Source organism: Streptomyces cinnamoneus (genome assembly GCF_002939475.1).
In the GTDB taxonomy this organism is placed as follows: Bacteria; Actinomycetota; Actinomycetes; order Streptomycetales; family Streptomycetaceae; genus Streptomyces; species Streptomyces cinnamoneus_A.
This window is the reverse complement of record NZ_PKFQ01000002.1, coordinates 33,318-53,220: the sequence shown is the minus strand read 5'-3', so window position 1 is coordinate 53,220 and position 19,903 is coordinate 33,318. Positions and strand designations below refer to the sequence as shown.

Genomic DNA, 19,903 nt, shown 5'->3' with positions numbered 1-19,903 from the left:
GCCGCCGGTCCCCGGCCGTGATCCCGGGGGCCGGCGGCGCCCGGTCAGTGACCGCCGTCCACCTCGCCGTGCCCCGCTCCCCGGCCGCGCCGGGCCGGGGAGCGGCCCGCCGGCTGCTCCGGCGGGGTTCCCGCGGGGATGGGCGGCACCTGCCGGGACTCCGGCTCGCCCGCCGAGATCGTCAGGCGCTCGCCGCAGTGCCGGATGCCCAGGTCCTCGCCCTCCAGCAGGGTGTACGTCGCGGTCTGGCCCGTGATCTCCACCCTCAGCCGGCGCTCGCGGAACTGCACCGTGAAGCAGAGGCGCCCGAGCTGCTCCGGCAGCCGCGGGGTGAAGGCCAGCAGCCCGTCGTACTCCCGCATCCCCCCGAAACCGATGACGAGCGCGAACCACGTGCCCGCCAGCGACGCGATGTGGATGCCGTCGCGGGTGTTCCCCTCCAGATCGGAGAGGTCCATCATGGCCGCCTCGCCCAGGTAGTCGTAGGCCAGGCGCATGTGGCCGACCTCGGCGGCCATGACGGCCTGCCCGCAGGCCGACAGCGAGGAGTCCCGCACGGTCAGCGGCTCGTAGTAGGCGAAGTTGCGGGCCTTCTCCTCGGGCGTGAAGGCGTCCCCCCGCAGGCACATGGCGAGGACGAGGTCCGCCTGCTTGACCACCTGCTTGCGGTAGAGGTCGAAGTAGGGGAAGTTCAGCATCAGCGGGTACCGGTCCTCGCCGGTGCGCGAGAAGTCCCACACCTGGTGCCGGGTGAAGCCCGCGGACTGCTCGTGCACGCCGAGTTCCGGGTTGAAGGGCAGGGTCATGCGGGCGGCGGCGTCCCGCCAGGCGGCCGTCTCCTCGTCGTCCACCCCGAGGGTCGCCGCCAGGTCGGGGTGGCGCTCGACCATCCCGGCGGCCTCGCGCAGATTGTGCTGCGCCATCAGGTTCGTGTAGAGGTTGTCGTCGGAGATGGCGCTGTACTCGTCCGGGCCGGTCACACCGTCGATGTGGAAGTCCCCGTGGTGGTCGTGGTGGCCCAGCGAGCGCCACAGCCGGGCCGTCTCCACCAGCAGCGGCAGCCCCACCTCCTGCTCGAACCCCTCGTCCTCGGTGGCCCGCACGTAGCGCACGACGGCGTCGGCGATGTCGGCGTTGATGTGGAAGGCGGCGGTTCCGGCGGGCCAGTAGCCCGAGCACTCGCTGCCGTTGATGGTCCGCCAGGGGAAGGCGGCACCCTGGAAGCCGAGCTGCCGGGAGCGCTCCAGGGCCGCCGCCAGCGTGCTGTACCGCCAGCGCAGCGCCTGCTCGACCGCCTGCGGCGCGGTGTACGTCAGCACCGGCAGGACGAACGTCTCGGTGTCCCAGAAGCAGTGGCCGTCGTAGCCGGGGCCGGTCAGCCCCTTGGCCGGCAGGGCCCTCGCCTCGCCCCGGGCGCCCGCCTGCAGGACGTGGAAGAGCGCGAACCGGACGGCCTGCTGGATCTCCGCGTCGCCGTCCACCACCACGTCGGCGCGCGCCCAGAAGTCCTCCAGGTAACCGCGCTGGTCCCGCACCAGCCCCTGCCACCCGGTGCTGGCGGCGGCCGCCAGCGCCGCGTCGACCTGGTCGTGCACCGCGGGGGCCGAACGGACCGCCGACCAGCCGTGGGCGACGATCTTCTCCATCCGCAGCCGCTGGCCGGGCCGCAGCCGCGAGGTGACGGTGAGCCGGGCCAGGTCCTCGCTGCTCTCCGACGACGACTCCGTCTTCTCACCGCCGCTGATGAAGTGGTGGGCGGCCGCGGCCACGCGCAGACCACTGCGGGCCGTCCGGTGCAGCAGCCGGATGCGCGGGCCGTGGGCGCCGTGCTGCTCGGGCTCCAGCGGCGCCTCCAGCACGGCGGCGGCCCGCGGGTCACCGCCGTGCTGGGGCAGCTGCTCGTTGGCGACCAGCTCCGACTGCAGGACGATGCGCATCTCGTCGTCGAGCGGCTCGACTTCGTAGGAGACGGCCGCCACCGCGCGCTGGGTGAAGGAGACCAGCCTGGTCGAGTGCACCCGGACGCTCCGCCCGCTCGGGGACGTCCACTCGGTGGTGCGGTGGAGCAGCCCGGTGCGGAAGTCCAGCACCCGCTCGTGCTTGTGGAGCTTGCCGTAGCGCAGGTCGAAGGGCTCGTCGTCGACCAGGAGGCGGATCAGCTTGCCGTTGGTGATGTTGATGATGGTCTGGCCGGACTCCGGATAGCCGTATCCGGCCTCGGCGTAGGGCAGCGGCCGGAACTCGTACACGCCGTTGAGGTAGCTGCCCGGCAGGCCGTGCGGCTCTCCCTCGTCGAGGTTGCCCCGCCAGCCCACGTGCCCGTTGGACAGCGCGAAGACGGACTCGCTCTGGGAGAGCACGTCGAGATTGAGCTCGGTCTCGCGCAGGCACCAGGGTTCGACCATGTAGGCCGGATGGGTGATCATGAGGCCTCCCCCAGCAGGTCGGCCAGGTCGTCGACGACCGTGTCGGCTCCGTGCTCGCGCAGGGCGTCGGCCTGGCCGGCCCGGTTCACGCCGACGACGAAACCGAACCCGCCGGCGCGCCCGGCCTCCATGCCGGCCAGGGCGTCCTCGAAGACGGCCGCCTCGGCGGCCGGCACGCCGAGCGCCCGGGCCGCGGCGAGGAAGGTGTCGGGGTGGGGCTTGCCCGGCAGCCGCTGCTCGGCCGCGACCACTCCGTCGACGCGCACCTCGAAGAGGGCGTCGATGCCGGCGGCCACCAGCACCTCGTGGCAGTTGGCGCTGGAGGACACCACGGCCCGGCGCAGACCGGCTGCCCGGGCGGCCTCGGCGTAGCGGACGGAGCCGGCGTACGCCTGGACCCCGAGTTCCTTGATCTTCTCCAGGACCAGCCGGTTCTTGCGGTTGCCGAGGCCGTGCACGGTGTCGCGGTCCGGCGGGTCGTCCTCGTCGCCCTCCGGCAGGCGGATGCCGCGGGAGGCGAGGAAGGAGCGCACGCCGTCCGCCCGGGGCATGCCGTCGACGTACTCGTCGTAGTCCGTCACGGCGTCGAACGGCCGGAAGGCGGCGCCGTCGCGCCGGTGGAGGAACGCGTCGAACGTCTCCTTCCAGGCGGCGGCGTGCACGGTGGCGGTCTGGGTCAGCACGCCGTCCATGTCGAACAGACAGGCGCGGATGGTGTCGGGAAGACCGAGCTTCGTCATGTGGTTCCTCTTCCCGGATCTTCGACGGGAATGTCCGGGAGGTACCAGCGGTGGGGGGCGACGAGGTCGTCCGCCGCCGCCGGGCCCCAGGATCCGGGCGCGTACGGCAGGACGGCCGGCGGTGCCTGGAAGAGGGGTTCGGACACCTCCCACAGGCGCTCGATCCCGTCCGCGCGGGTGAAGAGGGACTGGTCGCCGAGCATGGCGTCGAGGAGGAGCCGTTCGTAGCCCTCGAGTCCGCGCCGCCGGCCCGTGGAGTCGGCGTAGCGGAAGGTCATGGCCGCCGGGCCGAGCCGCATCGCGGGGCCCGGCTCCTTGGCCAGGAAGCGGGCGGAGATCCAGCCGGGGTCGTCGAAGTCGACGACCAGGGTGTTGCTCCGCGGGCCGCCCCCCGTGTGCGCGTCGACGGGGAACATGCGCAGCGGCGGTTCCTTGAAGGAGAGGGCGACGACCTGGCGCCGCCGGCCGAGGGACTTGCCGGAGCGCAGGAAGAACGGGACGCCGGCCCACCGCCAGTTGTCGACCTCCACGCGCAGGGCGGCGAAGGTCTCGGTGCCGGAGTGCGGGTCGACGCCCGGTTCCGCGCGGTACCCCGCGTACTGGCCGCGGACGACGTGCGCCGGATCGAGCGGTTTCATCGCCTCGAAGACCTTGGCCTTCTCGTCCCGCAGGGACGTCGCCTCAAGGCGGACGGGCGGTTCCATCGCGACGAAGCCGAGCACCTGGAAGAGGTGGGTCACGATCATGTCGCGGAACGTGCCGGTCTCCTCGAAGAACCCGGCGCGGCCCTCGATGCCGATCGTCTCGGGCACGTCGATCTGGACGTGGCTGATGTGGTCGCGGTTCCAGACGGGTTCGAAGAGACCGTTGGCGAAGCGGAGCGCGAGGATGTTGTCGACGGACTCCTTGCCGAGGAAGTGGTCGATGCGGAAGACCCGGGACTCGTCGAAGACCGCGTGGACCGTCTCGTTGAGGGCGCGGGCGGAGGCGAGGTCGGTGCCGAAGGGCTTCTCGACGATGACGCGTGCCCGCTCGGCGAGCCCGCAGCGGCCCAGCATGCCGATGACGGAGGCGAAGGCGCTCGGTGGCACGGCCAGGTGGCAGAGCCTGCGGGGGCTGCCACCGACGGCCTGCTCGGCGGCCCGTACGGCGGCGAGCAGCGGCTGGGGGTCCTCGGGGTCGGCGGCCCCGAAGCTCAGCGTGCTCTCGAAGGCCGCCCAGTGCGCGCCGGAGAGCTGCTCCGCGCCGAACTCGGTGACGGCCTGCCGGGCGTGGGCGCGGAACTCCTCGTCGGTGAGCGCGGAGGCGGCCGGCGCCGAGCCCACGATCCGGTAGCGGTACGGCATGAGCCCCGCCCGGGCGAGCCGGTACAGCCCGGGCAGCAGCTTGCGTCTGGCGAGGTCGCCGGTGGCGCCGAAGAGCACGACGACGTGGTCGTCGGGGCGGCCGGGCCGGTTGCTCGTGCCGTGCGCCGTCGCGGGGGGCTGGAGGGCCGTCACGTTCCCACCTTCCGGCAGGGGGCCGCGGGGCGCGATTCACGCCACCCGTTCGGCCGCGGCCCCGGGCGGGTGGGGCCGAGCCCGTCCTGGGGCGTGCGGCCGGGAGTGGACCGGGAAGGTGACGGCCGTCGTGGCCGCGCCGACCCGTCGACGGCCCGCGGCGTTCACCGCAGAGTGACCGGCAGCCTGCGCGGTCCGCGCACCAGCAGACCCGGGCGGTAGGGAAGCCGCTGCGGATCGGCGGCCAGGGCCAGGCCGGGGAAGGCGGCGAAGAGCCGTGGCAGCGCGACGGCCGCCTCCAGGCGCGCGAGGCGCGCGCCGAGGCAGAAGTGCGGGCCGTGACCGAAGGCCAGGTGCGGGGCGGCCCGGTCCGCACCGGTCAGATGGCGGTCCGGGCGGAAGGCGTCCGGCTCGGGGAAGTGGGCGGGGTCGCGGTTGGCGGCGGCGAGTACGACGAGGACCGAGTCCCCGGCGGGTATGACGCCTTCGCCGCCCAGGTCGACCGCGGCGGTGGTGCGCCGCCAGGTGGTGCCCTCCAGCGGGCTGGCGTGCCGCAGCACCTCCTCGACGACCGCCGCCCAGCGCTCCGGCCCGCCCTCGCGCGCGGCGGCCAGTTCGGCGGGGTGCTCGAGCAGCGACAGGGACGCCGACGCGAGCAGGTTCATGGTCGTCTCGTAGCCCGCGAACAGCAGCAGGAAGGCCATGGCGAGCAGCTCGCCGTCGTCCAGGCCGCCCTCGCTCGCGTCGTGCACCAGCGCGCTGAACAGGTCCTCGCCCGGCGCCCGCCGCTTCCGCGCGATCAGCGCGGAGAAGTAGGCGTGGAGCCGCACCCACGCCTCGTCCACCGCGCCCTCCACGAGCGCGTCCGCCGGCGAACCCACCCGGTAGGTCCATTCGCGCAGCTCCGCGCGGTCGGCCTCAGGTACGCCCAGCACCTCGCCGATCACCAGCACGGGCAGGGGGAAGGCGAACGCGTCGACGAGGTCGGCGCCGCCGTCGAGCTCCAGCCGTGCCGAGAGTCCGGCCAGCAGCCCGTCGGTGAGCCGCTCGATGCGCGGGCGCAGCGCGTCGACGCGGCGCGGGGTGAACGCGGCGGTGGTCAGCCGGCGCAGCCGCAGGTGGTCGGGGGCGTCGGAGTTGAGCATGTGGCGGGCCAGGCATCCGCGGGCGCGCTGCGCCGGGGAATCGGGCTTGGGCCGGCCCGCGCCCGGCGCCGGCACGTTGGAGAACCGGGGGTCGGCCAGCACGGCGCGCGCCTGTTCGTGGCCGGTGACCAGCCACGCGTGCGTGCCGTTGGCCAGCGCCACCCGGGCCACGGGGGCCTGCTCGCGCAGCCGTGCGTAGGCGGGGTACGGGTCACGTGCGAAGGCGGGGTCGGCGGGGTTCAGGGGTTCGGGCACCCGCTCATCCTCACCGATGCCCCGGCCGTCCCGACGCGGGGGGCCCGGTCAGCGCTGGCGGCCTGCGGCTGTGCGGTTCCTACAAAGGGCCCGTGGCCGGCTCCTCAGCGGCCGAGCGCCTTCTTCAGCTCCTCCTTGGTCATGTCCGAGCGGCCGTGGATGTTCTTCTGCCTGGCCTCGTTGTACAGCTGTTCCTTGGTGGGCCCCTGGGCCCCGGAGTGCGAGCGCTGGCCGCCGCGACGCGAGGACGACATGTCGTCCAGGGACGTGCGGCTCGCGGTCTTGGACTCGCCCGCGCGGGCCCGTTCCTTGTTGACGGTGCGGCTCGCGATCTCCTTGGCCCGCTTCTCGCTCTCGCCGCGGTCGCGCACGCTGTCCTTGATGTACTCGTACTGGCGCTCGCGCTTGGGGCTGGATCCTCTGGGCATGTGCTGCTCCTTCACCGGCGCTTCCGTCCGTACACGGCTACCCTGGCACGCGGCCCCTTACCGCGCAGGGCGGGAGCCGCCGATCGGGACGTGCCTAGGAAGTGTCCGGAGTGCGGCTCACCGTGCGCCCCAGACAGGCCGCGGCGCGGGCGAAGGCGGCCGCGTCGTGGACGGCTGCGCCGCCGGGGTCGTTGTTGAAGTAGGTGTACACGTCGGCGTCGTCGGGCCAGGTGTCGGCGACGCGCCGGGCCCAGGTGCCGAGCGCCTGCCGTCCGTAGCGCGGCCACGGCTGCGCCCGGCCGCAGTGGAAGCGCACGTAACCCCAGCCGGCCGTGCGCCACAGCGGCGTCACCGGCCGGGAGTCGTGGTCGGCCCAGCACAGGGCGGCGCCCCGGTCCTCCAGCACCGAGCGGATCTCCTCCGTCCACCAGGAGTCGTGCCGGGGCTCGACGGCGACGCGCGTCCCGGCGGGGAAGCAGGCGAGCGCGGCGTCCAGGAGCGCGGCGTCGGCCCGCAGCGTCGGGGGCAGCTGGAGCAGCACGGGACCGAGCCGCTCCCCCAGCCCGGAGGCGTGCCGCATGAGCCGGTCGACGGGCTCCTCGGGCTCGCGCAGCCGCTTGATGTGGGTGAGGTAGCGGCTGGCCTTGACGGCCATCACGAACCCGTCGGGGGTGCGCTCGCGCCAGTCGGCGAAGGTCTCGGGCTTGGGCAGCCGGTAGAAGGCGTTGTTGTTCTCGACGGTCGTGAACCGCGCCGCGTACTCCTCCAGCCACAACCGCTGCGGCAGGTCCGCGGGGTAGAGGTCGCCGCGCCAGTCCTTGTACTGCCAGCCGGAGGTGCCGACGAGGAGGGGCATGGGTGACCCTTGCCCGGGGCGGACGGGCGATTCACCGCCACGGGCCCCATTCCAGCCGGATGCCGGGCCCGGGGGTAGTTGACTGTCCCCGTGGACTGCATCTTCTGTGCGATCGCGGCCGGCGCGACGGCCGCTCACCTCGTCCTGGAGGACGAGACGGCGGTGGCGTTCCTGGACGCGCGTCCGTTGTTCCCGGGCCATGTGCTGGTGGTGCCCCGGCGGCACGCCGAGACGCTCACCGACCTGCCCGCCGGGGACCTCGGACCGTTCTTCACCCGGGTGCAGCGGGTCGCGGGCGCGGTGGAGCGCGCCATGGACGCCGCCGGCTCGTTCGTGGCCGCCAACAACCGGGTCAGCCAGTCCGTGCCCCACTTCCACGTGCACGTCGTGCCGCGCAACCGCAAGGACGGTCTGCGGGGGTTCTTCTGGCCCCGTACGCGCTACGGCTCCGACGAGGAGGCGGCGGCGGTGGCGGCCCGGTTGCGTGCGGCGCTCGGTGAGGACTAGGGGGTGTCCGATGGGTCAGCACGGGCCCTGCGGAGCCCGGCACGGCACCTCGCTGCGTTGTCGCATCAGCCGAGGACGCCCGGTCCGAGGCAGATGCTCCGCCTTGCGATCCTCCCCCGGCTACCGCTGGGAGGTGGCCCCAGCGGACACCGCAGGACCCGCACCGACCCACCGGACACCCCCTAGACCGGTACGGGACGGCCGGGGCTGGCGTGGACTAACCACTCCAAGGCCGTCATATTGGAAGTAAGGCTCCCTGGACGGACGGCTTTCCTTGTCTTCCGGAGCCTCCGGAGCCGGGCCCCGGGGTCAGAGGTGGATCATGCGATTCATCGACCGGGTGGACGCCGGTCGGCGCCTCGCCGAGCGGCTGGAACATCTGCGCGACGAACGTCCGGTCGTGCTGGGCCTGCCACGGGGCGGCGTTCCCGTGGCCTTCGAGATCGCCCACGCGCTGCGGGCGCCGCTCGACGTCATCCTCGTCCGCAAGCTGGGCGTGCCCTACCACCGCGAGCTCGGCTTCGGAGCCATCGGCGAGGGCGGGGTGCGGGTGGTCAGCGACGACATCGTCCGCATGAGCCGCATCGACGAGGACGACCTCGCCGAGGTCCAGCGCGGCGAGGAGGCGGAGCTGGCCCGGCAGGCCGAGCGGTTCCGCGCCGGGCGCCCGCGCGTCCCGCTGCGGGGCCGTACGGCCGTGGTGGTCGACGACGGCATCGCGACCGGCGCCACCGCGTCCGCCGCCGTCCAGGTGGCGGGGGCGCAGGGAGCCGCCCGGGTGGTGCTGGCCGTGCCGGTGGCGCCCCCGGACACGGCCGAGACGTTCCGGGCGAAGGTGGACGAGCTGGTGTGCCTGTCCACTCCGGCGGTCTTCTCCGCGGTGGGCGAGTGGTACCACGACTTCTCCCAGACCGAGGACGAGGAGGTCATGGAGCTCCTGCGCCGCAACGCGGCGGAGACCCGCGACGAGGACGCGGGAGGCGGCGGCCCCGGCCGGCTCGCGACGGGCCCGGTGCGGCTGCCGGTGGAGGGCGGGGCCGTCGAGCTCGCCGGCGACCTGACCCTCCCCGAGGGCGCCCCCGGGCTGGTGGTCTTCGCGCACGGCAGCGGCAGCAGCCGGCTGAGTCCCCGCAACCGCGCGGTGGCCCGCGCCCTGAACGACGCGGGCCTGGCCACCCTCCTGTTCGACCTGCTCACCCCCGAGGAGGAGACCGACCGGGCCAACGTGTTCGCCGTCGAGCCGCTGGCGCGCCGGCTGACGGAGGTCACGCGCTGGCTGCGCCGTCGCGCGGCGGGGCCCGTCTGCTACTTCGGCGCGAGCACGGGCGCGGCAGCCGCCCTGTGGGCGGCCGCGGACGCCCCCGGCGGCCCGGACGCGGGCGGTGTCGCCGCCGTCGTCTCGCGCGGCGGCCGGCCCGATCTCGCGGGGCCCCGGCTGGGTGACGTCACGGCGCCGACCCTGCTCGTCGTGGGCGGCCTGGACGACGTGGTGCTCGACCTCAACCGCCGCGCCGCACAGCAGTTGCGCTGCGAGAACAGACTGGCCGTCGTGCCCGGCGCCACGCACCTCTTCGAGGAGCCCGGAACCCTGGACGCCGTCGCGGACCTCGCCCGCGACTGGTTCACCGGCCATCTGACGCCCGCCGCCTCCGCGCCGTAGCGACGGGTGCCCTCCCCGTCCCCGGAGCGGGGGCGAGGGACCCGAACCGATCCCCCACCGAACAGATCCGCAGGTGATCCCCATGGAGACGATCGTCGACTGCAACATCCAGATGGAGTTCCGCGAGATCGACGCCACCACGCAGGCCGACGTGCGTCTGAAGATGCACGACGGCTCGCAGCTCGCCGCTCAGGGCATCGCCAACCGCCATCCGGACGACCGCCGCCAGCAGCGGGTCGGCGAGGAGGTCGCGGCCGCCCGCGCCCTCAACGGCCTCGCCGAACAGCTGCTCGACAAGGCCGGCACCGACATCCAGGAGGTCATGCACCAGGACGTCCACCTGTCCCACTGACCGACCCACGCCTCGCTCACGGCCCCGGCCCGCCGGCATCCGCCCGGCGGCCGGGGCCGCCGCACGTCCGCACTCCAACCGGCCAAACTTGACACGCCCCTGTCAATAGTTGGCCTTCCGTGGCACCCTGCCTCACGCACCGCTCCTGCGCATCCGCACCACTCGTCTGCCCGGACCGCCCGCACCGCGCCCGGTCCGGCCCCCACAGAGCCCGCGCGGCTCGCCGCGCGCGGCCTCGGCAGAAGGAGTACGCGTGAGACGACCCCGCCGCACGACCGCCGGCATCCTGCTGATCGCCGGCGCCCTGGTCACCGCGGGCACGCAGGCCACCGCGGCCGCCGGCGCCCCGCCGGCACCAGGGACCGTTCACACCCTCGCGGCCTCGGCCGCCGCCCGGCAGAAGGCGAGCGACTACTGGACGCCCGACCGGATGCGGACGGCCACCCCGCTGGACCTCCTCCCGGTCGCCCCGGACGCCGCGTCCGCGGCGCCCGAGCGCGGCGGCAGGACGACGACCGTCGCGCCGACCGCCCCGGCCGCGCCACGGACCAGGTCCTTCCCCCAGGCCGGCGCCCCGTGGACGGGCGGGGGCGCCGTCGTCCGGACGTCCGGCCGCGTGTTCTTCACCATGCAGGGACGCAACGCCTCGTGTTCCGGCGACGCGGTCACCAGCAAGAACGGCAGCACCGTGATCACCGCCGGGCACTGCGTGAAGTACCAGGGCGCCTGGCACACCAACTGGGTGTTCGCTCCCGGCTACGACAACGGGCAGACCCCGTACGGCAAGTGGACCGCGAGCAAGACGATGTCCACCCCGCAGTGGGTGGCCAACGAGCAGACGGGCATGAACTACGACGTGGGCGCCGCCGTCGTGGCCCCCGTGGACGGCAAGAGGCTCACCGACGTCGTCGGGGCCCAGGGCCTGGAGTTCAACGGCGGCTACAACAAGGCCATGTACTCCTTCGGCTTCCCCGCCGCCTCCCCGTACGACGGCACCAAGCTCATCCACTGCAGCGGCAAGAGCTCCAAGGACTTCCTGCTGACCACCGACCACGGCCTCGGCTGCAACATGACCGGCGGCTCGAGCGGCGGCCCGTGGTTCACCTCGTTCGACGAGGCCTCGGGCACCGGCCTGCAGGCCTCGGTCAACAGCTTCGGCTACGTCTTCCTGCCGAACACGATGTTCGGCCCGTACTTCGGCGACGACGTCAAGAAGCTCTACGACCAGGCCCAGACCACCTGACGTCCGCGTCCCCGGCCGTGGCGGCGCCCTCCGGTCACCGCCGCCACGGCCGGCGCACCACGGCACGGCAGGCGCGGCGGGCGGGCGCCGAGAGGAGCGGCGCCGGGCGAGGTACGTTGAGGAGGTAGACCTCGCCGAAAACCGTGCCCCGGGGCTTTGCGCACCCGCCGCGGGGACCGGACCAGAACGAGGAGCGAGCCATGCCGCACACGACCGAGTGGAACGTTCGCCTTCGACTTTCCGAGGACGAGGGAACGACGAAGGCCCAGGTGGTGCTGGAGACGGGAACCACCTCGCTCACCGGCCGGGGAACAGCCCAGCGCGCCCCCGGCGACAAGGACGTCCCGGAGATCGGCGACGAGTTCGCCGTGGGCCGGGCCCTGCGCGACCTCGGCGACAAGCTGCTGAGCACCGCCGCGCACGACGTCGAGGCCGTGGGGGCCGCGCCGGAGCCCAGGACCTCGCCGTCCTACGGCTGGCCCGTGTGAGGCCGGGCACCGCCGCGCCACGCGCCTGAAGCCGCCGCCCCACCCCGCCCCGGGGCCGTTCGGCCCATGGCGGTCACCGCCCCGCCGGTTCATGATCGAATCATCGTGGCAGTGCGCCGACCGTCGGACAGGAGCAGGCAGTGGAGCAGTCACAGGCGTTCTCCCGGGAGAGGCCGATCCGGGTCTTCCTCCTGGACGACCACGAGGTCGTCCGGCGCGGCATCCGCGACCTGCTGGACGGCGAGGACGACATCACGGTCGTCGGCGAGGCCGGCGGCATCGAGCACGCCCTGGCCCGCGGCCCGGCCCTGCGCCCCGACGTCGCCGTGCTGGACGTGCGGCTGCCGGACGGCGACGGCATCTCGGTGTGCCGGGAACTGCGCTCGCGCCTGCCGGGTCTCGCCTGTCTGATGCTGACGTCGTTCGACGACGACGACGCCCTGCTGGACGCGATCATGGCCGGGGCGGCGGGCTACGTCCTCAAGCAGATCAAGGGCTCCGACCTGGTCGCCGCGATCCGTACGGTCGCCTCCGGCCAGTCCATGCTGGATCCGGCCACGACGGCTCGTCTGATGAGCAGCCTGCGCGGCGAGGACGAGACAGGGCCGCAGGACGCCCGGCTGGCCGGCCTCTCCCCGCGCGAGCGCGACATCCTGGCCCTGGTGGGGGCCGGACTGACCAACCGCCAGATCGGCAAGGAGCTGTTCCTGTCCGAGAAGACGGTGAAGAACCACATCTCGCGCCTGCTCGCCAAGCTGGGCGTCGAGCGCCGCATCCAGGCGGCCGTGATCGCCTCCCAGGCGGCGGGCCGCGGCTGAGGCGCCGTCAGCCGTCCCACGTCCAGTCGGCCACCTCGGGCAGGTCCGTGCCGTGCTCGCGGACCCAGGCGTGGTGGCGGGTGCGGGCGTCGGCCATGGTCTGGCGCACTGCTGCGGCCCGTACGGCGAGGCCGGGGACGCGGTCGATGACGTCCATGACCAGGCGGTAGCGGTCGAGGTCGTTGCGGACGACCATGTCGAACGGCGTGGTCGTGGACCCGGACTCCTTGTAGCCGCGCACGTGCAGGTCGCCGTGGACCGCACGCCGGTAGGCCAGGCGGTGGATGAGCCAGGGGTAGCCGTGGTAGGCGAAGACGACCGGCTTGTCGCGGGTGAACAGGGCGTCGAACTCGGCGTCCGGCATGCCGTGGGGGTGTTCGCCGCTCGGCATGAGGCGGGCGATGTCGACGACGTTGACGACCCGGACGGCCAGGTCCGGCAGGTGGCGCCGGAGCAGGCTCGCGGCGGCCAGGACCTCCTGCGTGGGCACGTCGCCGGCGGCGGCGAGGACGACGTCGGGCTCGCGGCCGCTCTCCTCGGTGCCGGCCCAGGTCCAGATGCCGGCGCCGCGGGCGCAGTGGGCGCGGGCCTGTTCCAGGTCGAGCCAGTCGAAGCCGGGCTGTTTCCCGGCGACGACGACGTTGACGTGGTCGCGGCTGCGCAGGACGTGGTCGGCGACCGACAGCAGGGTGTTGGCGTCGGGCGGGAAGTAGACGCGGACGACGTCGGCGCTCTTGTTGAGGACGTGGTCGACGAAGCCGGGGTCCTGGTGGGAGAAGCCGTTGTGGTCCTGGCGCCAGACGTGCGAGGTGAGCAGGTAGTTGAGCGAGGCGACGGGCCGGCGCCAGGGCAGGGTGCGGGAGACCTTCAGCCATTTGATGTGCTGGTTGACCATGGAGTCGACGATGTGCACGAACGCCTCGTAGCAGGAGAAGAAGCCGTGCCGGCCGGTGAGCAGGTATCCCTCCAGCCATCCCTGGCACAGGTGCTCGGAGAGGACCTCCATCACCCTGCCGTGCCGGCCTAGGTGTTCGTCCGTGGGCAGGGTGGTGGCCTGCCACGCCTTGTCGGTGGCCCGGAAGACGGCCTGGAGCCGGTTCGAGGCCGTCTCGTCCGGGCCCACGAGCCGGAAGTCCCTGCGCTCGGCGGTCCGGGTCATGACGTCTTCCAGCAGGTCCCCGAGGACGCGCGTGGGTTCGTGTTGGGTGGCGCCCGGTTTGTCGACGGTGACCGCGTGCCGCTCCAGCGGCGGCAGGGGCAGCTCGCGCAGCAGCAGGCCGCCGTTGGCGTGCGGGTTCGCGCCGAGGCGGCGGGGCCCCTCCGGTACGCACGCGAGCACCGCGGGTGTGGGCCTGCCCTCGGCGTCGAAGAGTTCGCCGGGGCGGTACGAGCGCAGCCACTGCTCCAGCTGCCGCAGGTGTCCCCGGTCGTCCCGGACGCCGCTGAGCGGGACCTGGTGGGCGCGCCAGGTGCCCTCCACGGGGGTGCCGTCGACCTCGGCGGGGCCGGTCCAGCCCTTGGGCGTCCGCAGGACGATCACGGGCCAGGAGGGCCGGTCGGTGACGCCTTCGGCGCGGGCGGAGCGCTGGATGACGGCGATGTGGTCCAGGGCGGTGTCCATGGCCCGGGCCAGGTCGCGGTGGACCTGGCGGGGGTCGTCCCCGCCGACGTGGAGGGGGTGGTGGCCGTAGCCGTGCAGCAGCCGGTCCAGCTCGGTCTCGGGGAGCCGGGCCAGGACGGCCGGGTTGGAGATCTTGTAGCCGTTGAGGTGGAGGATCGGCAGCACCGCCCCGTCGTGGACGGGGTCGAGGAACTTGTTCGAGTGCCAGGAGGCCGCCAGCGGGCCGGTCTCGGCCTCGCCGTCGCCGATGACGCAGGCCACGAGCAGGCCGGGGTTGTCGAGGGCGGCGCCGTAGGCGTGGGCGAGGCTGTAGCCCAGTTCGCCGCCCTCGTGGACGGATCCGGGCGTCTCGGGCGCGACGTGGCTGGGCACGCCGCCGGGGAAGGAGAACTGGCGGAAGAGCCGGGCCATGCCGCGCGCGTCCCGGCCGACGTCGGGGTAGGTCTCGCCGTAGCTGCCGTCCAGCCAGGAGCCCGCGAGGACGGCCGGCCCGCCGTGGCCGGGCCCCCAGACGCACAGGGCGTCCAGGTCCCGTGCCTTGATCACCCGGTTGAGGTGGGTGTGGACGAGGTTCAGCCCCGGCGAGGTGCCCCAGTGGCCGAGCAGCCGGGGCTTGATGTGCTCCGGGCGCAGGGGTTCGGTGAGCAGGGGGTTGTCCAGCAGGTAGATCTGGCCCGCCGAGAGGTAGTTGGCCGCCCGCCAGTGGGCGTCCAGCGCCGCCAGTTCCTCGTCGCAGGGGTCACCGGGTCGGTCGGGGAGGTCCGGCATGGGTCGCTCCTTCGTCGGCGTCGGTGCGGGTCCACGGGTGCGCCGCGCACCCGTGCCCACCGTTCCACCCCACCGCCCCGGTCGCCATGGGGGCGTGCCGGGCGGGGGTGCTTCCGCGCCTACCCCCGTTCCAGCGGAATGCTCCACGCCAGGGTCGTCCCGCCGCCGGACGGTGTGGTCAGCCGCAGGCCGCCGCCGTGGGCGGCGGCGCGCTCGGCGAGGTTGCGCAGGCCGCTGCGGCGGCCGCCGTCCGGGGTGCCGACGCCGTTGTCGGTGACGGTCAGCAGGAGGTCCCGTCCGTCGTTGACCACGGCGACGTCGGTGGCCGAGGCGCCGGCGTGCCGGGCCACGTTGGTGAGGGCCTCCGCCAGGACCGCCACGACGTCGTCGGCGACCGCGCGCGGCACCTGGGTGTCCAGCAGTCCCTCCATGCGCAGCCCGGGCGCGAAGCCGAGGGCGGCGCCGGCCTCGCTGACGGCTTGGACGACCCGGGTGCGCAGGCCGTGGGGCGGGGCGGTCTCCCGCGACCGCAGGCCGAAGATCGTCGACCTGATGATCTTGATGGTCTCGTCCAGGTCGTCCACCGCGCGCCGCACCCGCTCCGCCGCCTCGGGGTGGCCGATGAAGCGGTCGGCGCTCTGCAGCGTCATGCCCGCCGCGAAGAGCCGCTGGATGGCCAGGTCGTGCAGGTCCCGGGCGATCCGGTCGCGGTCCTCCAGGAGGGCGAGCTGTTCGGCGTCCGCGCGGCGCTCCGCCAGTTCCATGGCCACGGCGGCCTGGGCGGCGAACGCGACGAGCGGCTCGGTCTCCTCCGGGGAGAACCCGGCCTCGCCGCGCCGGCGGGCCAGCAGCAGGACGGCGCGCGCGTCCTCGCCCGAGCGGATCGGCACGGCCACCGCCGGGCCGAGTCCCGCCAGCCGGCCGGGCCCGAAGGAGATCCTCGGGTCCTCTCCGACGTCCACGCTGTACACCGGGCCCCGCTCGGCCCACGAGGCCCCGCTGAGCGTGCCGTCGACGGGCACCACCAGGCCGCGCAGCCCGTCCCCCTGCTCGCCGGCGGCCACCTCCACGGTCAGGCCGGCGCCCTCGTCCAGCGGCAGGGAGACCGTGGCCAGCGCGGCCCCGGTGATGTCCTTCGCCAGCTCGGCGATCAGGCCGATGACGTCGGCCCCCGGGCCGGCGGACATCAGGCTGGTGGTCACCTCGGCGCTGGCGCGCAGCCAGCGCTCGCGCCGTCTGGACTCCTCGTACAGACGAGCGTTGTCGATGGCGACGCCGGCGGCGACGGCGAGCGTGGCGAGCACGGCCTCGTCCTCGTCGTCGAAGTCGGCCCCGCCGCGCTTCCCGGTCAGGTAGAGGTTCCCGAAGACCTGCTCCCGCACGCGGATCGGCACGCCCACGAAGCTGTGCATCGGCGGGTGGTTCGCCGGGAAGCCGTACGAGGCCGGGGACTTGGCGATCCGGGACAGGCGCAGCGGCTCGGGGTGGCGGATGAGCTCGCCGAGGATGCCGTGGCCCGACGGGTACGGACCGATGGCCGCGATCTGCTCGTCGGTGAGGCCCACGGTGAGGAACTGGGACAGGGTCCGCTCGTCGGGGCCGATGACGCCCAGGGCGCCGTATTCGGCGTCCACCAGCACCACCGCCGTTTCGATGATGCGCCGCAGGGCGTCCTCCAGGTCCAGCCCGCGGCCCACCGACAGCACCGCCTCCAGCAGGCTGTGGACCCGGTCCCGGGTGCCGCGGGCGGCGTCCAGCCTCGCCTGGAGTTCCTCCAGCAGGTCGTCCAGCCGGAGCTGCGGAAGCCGCACCGAGCCCTTCCCGGTGTTGCGCACCGTACCTCCTCGTCGGCTCGTCCACTCGGACGGTCTTCCCCTGCGGCACCACCGTATCGTCGCGTGTGACGGTCCCTCACCCGGGCTCCTTCACTGCCCGTTTGGCCCTCCCGCCCGGCCCGTCGTCCCCGCTGGTCCGTGCCCCCGCGCGGCCGGGACGCCCGCGGCCGCGTGCGTGTCGGATTGCGCGGTGGCCGCTTCCCGCCCACCGTGGGCGCCATGAGCGCCCCCGTCTCCGTCGTCCTGTTCACCTCCGACCTGCGGCTGCACGACCACCCGCCGCTGCGCGCGGCGCTGGCCTCCGCCGCCGAGGTGGTGCCGCTGTTCGTTCGGGACGAGGGCATCGACGCGGCGGGCTTCGCCGTGCCCAACCGGCGGGCGTTCCTCGCGGACTGCCTGCGGGACCTCGACGCGGGGCTGCGGAAACGCGGCGGGCGTCTCGTCGTGCGCTCCGGCGACGTCGTCGCCCGGGTGTGCGAGGTGGTCGCCGAGTCGGGCGCCGGCGCGGTGCACATGGCCGCCGGGGTCAGCGGCTACGCCCAGCGGCGTGAGGAGCGGCTGGAGCGTGCCCTGCGGGCGCGCGGCTGCCGGCTGAGCGTCCACGACTCGGTGATCACCGCCCTCGCGCCCGGCGCCGTCACTCCGGCGGGCTCCGGCCACTTCGCCGTCTTCACCCCCTACTTCCGCCGCTGGTCGGGCGAACGCCTGCGCGACGTGCTCGGTGCTCCCCGGGCGGTGCCGGTGCCGCCCGGTGTGCGCTCGGAGGACCTGCCGTCCCGCGCGGACGTGCCGGGGACGTCGCCCGGGCTGGCGGCGGGCGGGGAGACGGCGGGCCGCGGGCGCTTCGCCGCGTGGCGCCGCGCGGGGCTCGCCCGCTACGGGGATCGCCACGACGACCTGGCCGGGGACGCCACCTCCCGGCTCTCCCCTCATCTGCACTTCGGCACCCTCTCGCCGGTGGAGCTCGTCCGCCGGGCCCGTGAGGCGGGCGGCCCGGGGGCCGACGCCTTCGTGCGGCAGCTCGCCTGGCGGGACTTCCACCACCAGGTCCTGGCCGCCCGGCCCGCCGCGGCCCTCGCCGACTACCGTCCCCGGCACGACCGGTGGCGGACGGAGGAGTCGGCGCGGGAGGAGGTCGCGGCGTGGAAGGAGGGCCGCACCGGCTATCCCGTGATCGACGCGGCGATGCGCCAGCTGCTGCACGAGGGCTGGATGCACAACCGCGGCCGGCTGCTGGTGGCGAGCTTCCTCACCAAGACGCTGTACGTCGACTGGCGCGTCGGCGCGCGCCACTTCCTGGACCTGCTGGTGGACGGTGACGTCGCGAACAACCAGCTGAACTGGCAGTGGGTGGCGGGCACCGGCACGGACACCCGGCCGAACCGGGTCCTCAACCCCGTCGCCCAGGCCGGGCGCCACGACCCGGAGGGCGCGTACGTGCGCCGCTGGGTGCCCGAGCTCGCCGGTCTCGCCGCGCCGGCCGTCCACGCGCCCTGGACGCTGCCGGCACCCGAGCGCGCCGCGTACGACTATCCCGCCCCCGTCGTCGCCCTGTCCGAGGGCCTGGCGCGCTTCAAGCGGGCGCGGGGCCGGGAGTGAGGAGCGGCGCGCGTACGGGGGTGCGGGCGCGCACCGCGGTGCGTGCGGCTGGCAGACCACCGCCCAGGCGCTGCGGACCGCCGCCGGAAGGGTTTGCCGCCCGGGCGGGGAGCACCGCGACGCCTGCGGGTGAGGGTCCGCTACACGGAGCGACGGACGCGCGCGGCCTTGCGGGCCTCGGCGAGCTGGCGGGCCTCGACGGCCCGGCGGGAGCCGCGGCCGGAGCGTCCGGCGCCGCCCGGCCCGCCGCCCAGGCCGCGGAAGGGGGCGCCGCCGTGCTTGGGGCGCTCGGCCTCGGCCGGGGCGCCGCCGCCGAGGGGGACGCCGGAGGGGGCCTGGGCGCCGGTGATGCGGCTCAGTTCCGCCTCGCCGGAGCGCACCTGGGTGATCCGCGGCGCGATGCCGGCGTCGGCCATGAGCCGGCTCATCTCGCGGCGCTGGTGGGGCAGCACCAGGGTGACGACGCTGCCGGACTCGCCGGCGCGGGCGGTGCGGCCGCCGCGGTGCAGGTAGTCCTTGTGGTCGGCCGGCGGGTCGACGTTGACCACCAGGTCGAGGTTGTCGACGTGGATGCCGCGGGCGGCGACGTTGGTGGCCACCAGCACCGTGACCTGGCCGTCCTTGAACTGGGCGAGGGTGCGGGTGCGCTGGGGCTGGGACTTGCCGCCGTGCAGCGCGGCGGCGCGCACGCCGCTGTCGCGCAGGTGCCGGGTGAGCTGGTCGACCCCGTGCTTGGTGTCCAGGAACATGATCACCCGGCCGTCGCGGGCGGCGATCTCGGTGGTGGTCGCGTACTTGTCGGGGCCGTGGACGTACAGCACGTGGTGCTCCATCGTCGTCACGGCGCCCGCCGAGGGGTCGACGGAGTGGACCACCGGGTCGGTGAGGTAGCGGCGGACCAGCTGGTCGACGTTGCGGTCGAGGGTGGCCGAGAACAGCATCCGCTGGCCGTCGGGGCGCACCTGGTCGAGCAGCTCGGTGACCTGGGGCATGAAGCCCATGTCGGTCATCTGGTCGGCCTCGTCCAGGACGGTCACGCGCACGTGGTCCAGCCGGCAGTCCCGGCGCTCGACGAGGTCGCTGAGCCGTCCGGGGGTGGCGACGACGACCTCGGCCCCGGCGCGCAGCGCGCTCGCCTGCCTGCCGATCGACATGCCGCCGACGACGGTGGCCGTCCGCAGGTCCAGCGCGCGGGCGTACGGGGTGAGCGCGTCGGTGACCTGCTGGGCCAGCTCCCGGGTGGGGACGAGCACGAGGGCGAGCGGCTGCCGCGGCCGGGCGCGCCCGCCGGCGGTGCGGGCGAGCAGCGCCAGGCCGAAGGCGAGCGTCTTGCCCGATCCGGTGCGCCCCCGGCCCAGGACGTCCCGGCCGGCGAGGGCGTTCGGCAGGGTGGCCGCCTGGATGGGGAACGGCTCCTGCACGCCCTGCCCGGTGAGCGTCTTGAGCAGTGCGGCCGGCATGTCCAGTTCGGCGAACGTCGCGGCCGGCGGCAGGGCGGGGGTGAGGGTGGCCGGCGGGGCGAACTCGCCCTTCGGGGCGGCGCCGCCCTTGCGGGAGCCGGCGGGCCGGCCGTTCGTACGTGCAAAGCGGTTCATGAAGGAACCTTCCTCGACGGGGCACGTATCGAGGAGTCCCCGGCGGGAAGGCGCGGCTGGGGAAACGC

The 19,903-nt window shown here is 74.3% G+C and carries 16 protein-coding genes; 7 read left to right on the top strand and 9 right to left on the bottom strand.

Features of this window, described 5'->3' with window-relative positions; genetic code table 11:
* Nucleotides 1-44 precede the first annotated feature (44 nt).
* From CYQ11_RS28390 to CYQ11_RS28365, 6 genes are all read right to left on the bottom strand, one after another.
* Nucleotides 45-2,426, bottom strand: coding sequence for a glycoside hydrolase family 65 protein (locus CYQ11_RS28390; protein WP_099197962.1), 2,382 nt, complete (start codon nt 2,424-2,426; stop codon nt 45-47).
* Nucleotides 2,423-3,166: a beta-phosphoglucomutase family hydrolase gene (locus CYQ11_RS28385; protein ID WP_099197963.1), complete on the bottom strand. Its 744-nt coding sequence runs from the start codon at nt 3,164-3,166 to the stop codon at nt 2,423-2,425. The genes CYQ11_RS28390 and CYQ11_RS28385 overlap by 4 nt, the downstream gene beginning before the upstream one ends.
* Nucleotides 3,163-4,665, bottom strand: coding sequence for a glucose-6-phosphate dehydrogenase (gene zwf / locus CYQ11_RS28380; protein WP_099197964.1), 1,503 nt, complete (start codon nt 4,663-4,665; stop codon nt 3,163-3,165). Before zwf ends, CYQ11_RS28385 begins: the two co-directional genes overlap by 4 nt.
* A gap of 164 nt (nt 4,666-4,829) precedes the next feature.
* Nucleotides 4,830-6,065, bottom strand: coding sequence for a cytochrome P450 family protein (locus tag CYQ11_RS28375; protein WP_099197965.1), 1,236 nt, complete (start codon nt 6,063-6,065; stop codon nt 4,830-4,832).
* Nucleotides 6,066-6,169: 104 nt separating this feature from the next.
* The gene (locus CYQ11_RS28370) at nt 6,170-6,493 is read right to left on the bottom strand and encodes a plasmid stabilization protein (RefSeq protein WP_099198004.1); all 324 of its coding nucleotides are present in this window, start codon (nt 6,491-6,493) and stop codon (nt 6,170-6,172) included.
* 94 nt (nt 6,494-6,587) lie between these two features.
* Nucleotides 6,588-7,349, bottom strand: a complete 762-nt coding sequence (locus tag CYQ11_RS28365) for a DUF72 domain-containing protein (RefSeq protein ID WP_099197966.1) — start codon at nt 7,347-7,349, stop codon at nt 6,588-6,590.
* 90 nt (nt 7,350-7,439) lie between these two features.
* Between CYQ11_RS28365 and CYQ11_RS28360 the strand changes: the two genes are divergently transcribed.
* The 6 genes from CYQ11_RS28360 to CYQ11_RS28335 all read left to right on the top strand — a co-directional run bounded on the left by CYQ11_RS28360 (nt 7,440) and on the right by CYQ11_RS28335 (nt 12,417).
* Nucleotides 7,440-7,856, top strand: coding sequence for an HIT family protein (locus tag CYQ11_RS28360; RefSeq protein WP_099197967.1), 417 nt, complete (start codon nt 7,440-7,442; stop codon nt 7,854-7,856).
* 322 nt (nt 7,857-8,178) lie between these two features.
* Entirely contained in the window at nt 8,179-9,516 is a 1,338-nt protein-coding gene (locus CYQ11_RS28355) for a phosphoribosyltransferase family protein (protein ID WP_099197968.1), read from the top strand.
* A gap of 82 nt (nt 9,517-9,598) precedes the next feature.
* Entirely contained in the window at nt 9,599-9,868 is a 270-nt protein-coding gene (locus tag CYQ11_RS28350; RefSeq protein WP_099197969.1) for a DUF1876 domain-containing protein, read from the top strand.
* A 253-nt stretch (nt 9,869-10,121) separates the two neighbouring features.
* On the top strand, nt 10,122-11,111 hold the full coding sequence (locus tag CYQ11_RS28345) for a trypsin-like serine peptidase (RefSeq protein WP_099197970.1): 990 nt from the start codon (nt 10,122-10,124) through the stop codon (nt 11,109-11,111).
* A gap of 200 nt (nt 11,112-11,311) precedes the next feature.
* Nucleotides 11,312-11,599 (top strand): DUF1876 domain-containing protein, encoded by a 288-nt coding sequence (locus CYQ11_RS28340; protein WP_099197971.1) that lies wholly within the window; start codon nt 11,312-11,314, stop codon nt 11,597-11,599.
* A 140-nt stretch (nt 11,600-11,739) separates the two neighbouring features.
* Entirely contained in the window at nt 11,740-12,417 is a 678-nt protein-coding gene (locus CYQ11_RS28335; protein WP_099197972.1) for a response regulator, read from the top strand.
* Between the two features lie 7 nt (nt 12,418-12,424).
* Here CYQ11_RS28335 and CYQ11_RS28330 read toward each other — a convergent pair whose 3' ends face one another.
* Complete coding sequence (locus CYQ11_RS28330) at nt 12,425-14,806, bottom strand: phosphoketolase family protein (protein ID WP_099197973.1); 2,382 nt, start codon at nt 14,804-14,806, stop codon at nt 12,425-12,427.
* 119 nt (nt 14,807-14,925) lie between these two features.
* Nucleotides 14,926-16,641, bottom strand: coding sequence for a sensor histidine kinase (locus CYQ11_RS28325; protein ID WP_099197974.1), 1,716 nt, complete (start codon nt 16,639-16,641; stop codon nt 14,926-14,928).
* A 219-nt stretch (nt 16,642-16,860) separates the two neighbouring features.
* Here CYQ11_RS28325 and CYQ11_RS28320 point away from each other — a divergent pair, with 219 nt between their 5' ends.
* Nucleotides 16,861-18,240, top strand: a complete 1,380-nt coding sequence (locus CYQ11_RS28320) for a cryptochrome/photolyase family protein (protein WP_099197975.1) — start codon at nt 16,861-16,863, stop codon at nt 18,238-18,240.
* Between the two features lie 140 nt (nt 18,241-18,380).
* On the opposite strand, the gene CYQ11_RS28315 is transcribed toward CYQ11_RS28320, so the two are convergent.
* On the bottom strand, nt 18,381-19,835 hold the full coding sequence (locus tag CYQ11_RS28315; protein WP_099197976.1) for a DEAD/DEAH box helicase: 1,455 nt from the start codon (nt 19,833-19,835) through the stop codon (nt 18,381-18,383).
* Nucleotides 19,836-19,903: the final 68 nt, after the last annotated feature.

Excerpts from the sequence above, each read along its gene's own strand:
- CYQ11_RS28330 (WP_099197973.1), bottom strand. The coding sequence starts at position 14,806 with ATGCCGGACCTCCCCGACCGACCCGGTGACCCCTGCGACGAGGAACTG.
- CYQ11_RS28355 (WP_099197968.1), top strand. The coding sequence starts at position 8,179 with ATGCGATTCATCGACCGGGTGGACGCCGGTCGGCGCCTCGCCGAGCGG.
- CYQ11_RS28385 (WP_099197963.1), bottom strand. The coding sequence starts at position 3,166 with ATGACGAAGCTCGGTCTTCCCGACACCATCCGCGCCTGTCTGTTCGAC.
- CYQ11_RS28390 (WP_099197962.1), bottom strand. The coding sequence starts at position 2,426 with ATGATCACCCATCCGGCCTACATGGTCGAACCCTGGTGCCTGCGCGAG.
- CYQ11_RS28365 (WP_099197966.1), bottom strand. The coding sequence starts at position 7,349 with ATGCCCCTCCTCGTCGGCACCTCCGGCTGGCAGTACAAGGACTGGCGC.
- CYQ11_RS28340 (WP_099197971.1), top strand. The coding sequence starts at position 11,312 with ATGCCGCACACGACCGAGTGGAACGTTCGCCTTCGACTTTCCGAGGAC.
- CYQ11_RS28315 (WP_099197976.1), bottom strand. The coding sequence starts at position 19,835 with ATGAACCGCTTTGCACGTACGAACGGCCGGCCCGCCGGCTCCCGCAAG.
- CYQ11_RS28320 (WP_099197975.1), top strand. The coding sequence starts at position 16,861 with ATGAGCGCCCCCGTCTCCGTCGTCCTGTTCACCTCCGACCTGCGGCTG.
- CYQ11_RS28370 (WP_099198004.1), bottom strand. The coding sequence starts at position 6,493 with ATGCCCAGAGGATCCAGCCCCAAGCGCGAGCGCCAGTACGAGTACATC.
- CYQ11_RS28350 (WP_099197969.1), top strand. The coding sequence starts at position 9,599 with ATGGAGACGATCGTCGACTGCAACATCCAGATGGAGTTCCGCGAGATC.